The organism is Burkholderia sp. Se-20378, from assembly GCF_017104665.1.
In the GTDB taxonomy this organism is placed as follows: domain Bacteria; phylum Pseudomonadota; class Gammaproteobacteria; order Burkholderiales; family Burkholderiaceae; genus Burkholderia; species Burkholderia lata.
This window is the reverse complement of the sequence record NZ_JAAGPG010000962.1, coordinates 1-1,822: the sequence shown is the minus strand read 5'-3', so window position 1 is coordinate 1,822 and position 1,822 is coordinate 1. Positions and strand designations below refer to the sequence as shown.

Genomic DNA, 1,822 nt, shown 5'->3' with positions numbered 1-1,822 from the left:
GACGACGGGCTCGCGGCGCTCGACCGCGCGCTCGCCGATCTCGGCTGGATCGATGCGTCGAAGGCCGGCCGCGCACTCGACGCACGCGTGCGCGGCGCGGTCGGGCTGTGCCGGGCCGGCGTGATCGTCGCGATCGTCCAGTGGCTCGTGGTCGGGCTCGCGATCGCCGCTCCGCAGATCGGCTAGCGCCCGTCCAAGCTGGCCGCAGGCGGTTGAGCGTGCCGTTCCGCCCGCGGACCCATCAAGCAAGCAGCCTTCGAGTTCGCGTTACGCGTGCGCCGTCCGCTGCGACCGCGTGCGCTTCACTTCATACATCGCCTGATCCGCATGCTCGATCAGCGCGTTCATGTCGGTGCCGTCGTCGGGCAGCAGCGCGATCCCGACGCTGACGCCGAGCCGCATCGGGCGCCCCTCGAATTCGAACGGTTCGCCGACCTGGCGCGCGAGCCGCGTGCTTTGCGCATGCGCATCGTCGCGGTTGCCGATGTTCGGCAGGATCACAGCGAATTCGTCGCCGCCGATGCGCGCGACCGTGTCCGAGCGCCGCACCGCCCCCTGCATCCGCGTGGCGATTTCGCGCAGCGCCGCGTCGCCCGCACGGTGGCCGAGGCCATCGTTGATCGGCTTCAGCCCGTCCATGTCGATGTTGAGGATGCCGAGCCGGCCGTTCGCGCGCAGCGTCGTGTGCATCGACTGCCGCAGGCGGTCGTAGAACAGCGCGCGGTTCGGCAGGCCGGTGAGCGCGTCGTGCGTCGCGCGCAGGTACAGCTCGTTCGCCTCGTTGCGCGCCGCGTGGAACATCGCGGCGGCGATCAGGTCGGCCGTCAGCCGCAGCGTGCCGGCGTCGGCTTGCGAAAAGCCGTCGACTTCCGGCGACATCACCTTCAGCACGCCGACGGTCGTGTCGGCATGGGTGAGCGGCATCACGAGCATCGAGCGCAGGCCGACCCGTCGACAGGCGTCACGATCGACGCGCGGGTCGGTTTCCGAATCGGTGCAGTGCAGCAGCTCGCCTTGCTGCACGCACAGGCCCGACAGGCTGCCCGAGCGCCGCAGCCGCAGGCCGAGCATCCCGGCCGCGGTGCCCGACGCGGCGCGGTACACCATGTCGTCGCCCTCGGCGAATTCGACCGCGGCGGCGCTTGCGCCGGTGAGCTGCGGCACCTGCTCGGCCACATAGGCCATCACGCTGCCGAGATCGAGGCCGAGCTTTGCGATCTCGGTCTGCGCGGCGATGATGCGCAGCAGCGTATCGGGGGACGGGGTGGCAGTGTCGACGATTTGATTCAAGTCAGTTTTCCGTGAAAGAAAGCACGTCCGGCAGCGCGGGATTGCGGTAGCATACGCGCCGCCTCGCGGCCGCGCGTTCAGGCGGGGCGGTCTGCAACGGACCGCCGCCGGCCAGCCGCACCGCGCCGGCAGTATGCCGTCCGGCCTGCCGGGCGACAACGGCGCAATTCTTACCATTCATCTCGCTCGCGCAGCATTTCCGACCGGATTGAGGTTTTTTTCGCTTCAACGTCGCGAATCGGGGTAAGTTTTGTCCTGTTTTTGAGATAGTGTGACGAATGGGCGTGTGCCAGTGCCAGGCGCGCGCAGCACGATGACGCGCGATTAAAGAAATCGCCGCATTGTTTCGATAAATGATTCAGGCCAGTTAGATATATGAGGGGAAGCAGTGGGGATGTTCACTCACGGGCATAGCTGCTTTGCGTGCATCGGTTTCGATGCGACGGATGACCGGACGATCCTGACGAAACGGAGTGGCGCATGAAGCCGGCCGTGTTGCTGCCCGTCCTCCCGGAGATCGGCAGGACGGCGG

At 67.6% G+C, this 1,822-nt stretch carries 1 protein-coding gene and 1 pseudogene; one reads left to right on the top strand and one right to left on the bottom strand.

What is annotated here, in order from left to right:
- A pseudogene (locus tag G3N93_RS39380) lies at window positions 1-186 on the top strand (hypothetical protein); the annotation flags it as partial.
- An 81-nt stretch (window positions 187-267) separates the two neighbouring features.
- Here G3N93_RS39380 and G3N93_RS39375 read toward each other — a convergent pair.
- Window positions 268-1,290, bottom strand: coding sequence for a diguanylate cyclase domain-containing protein (locus tag G3N93_RS39375; RefSeq protein ID WP_374196563.1), 1,023 nt, complete (start codon window positions 1,288-1,290; stop codon window positions 268-270).
- Between the last annotated feature and the right edge of the window lie 532 nt (window positions 1,291-1,822).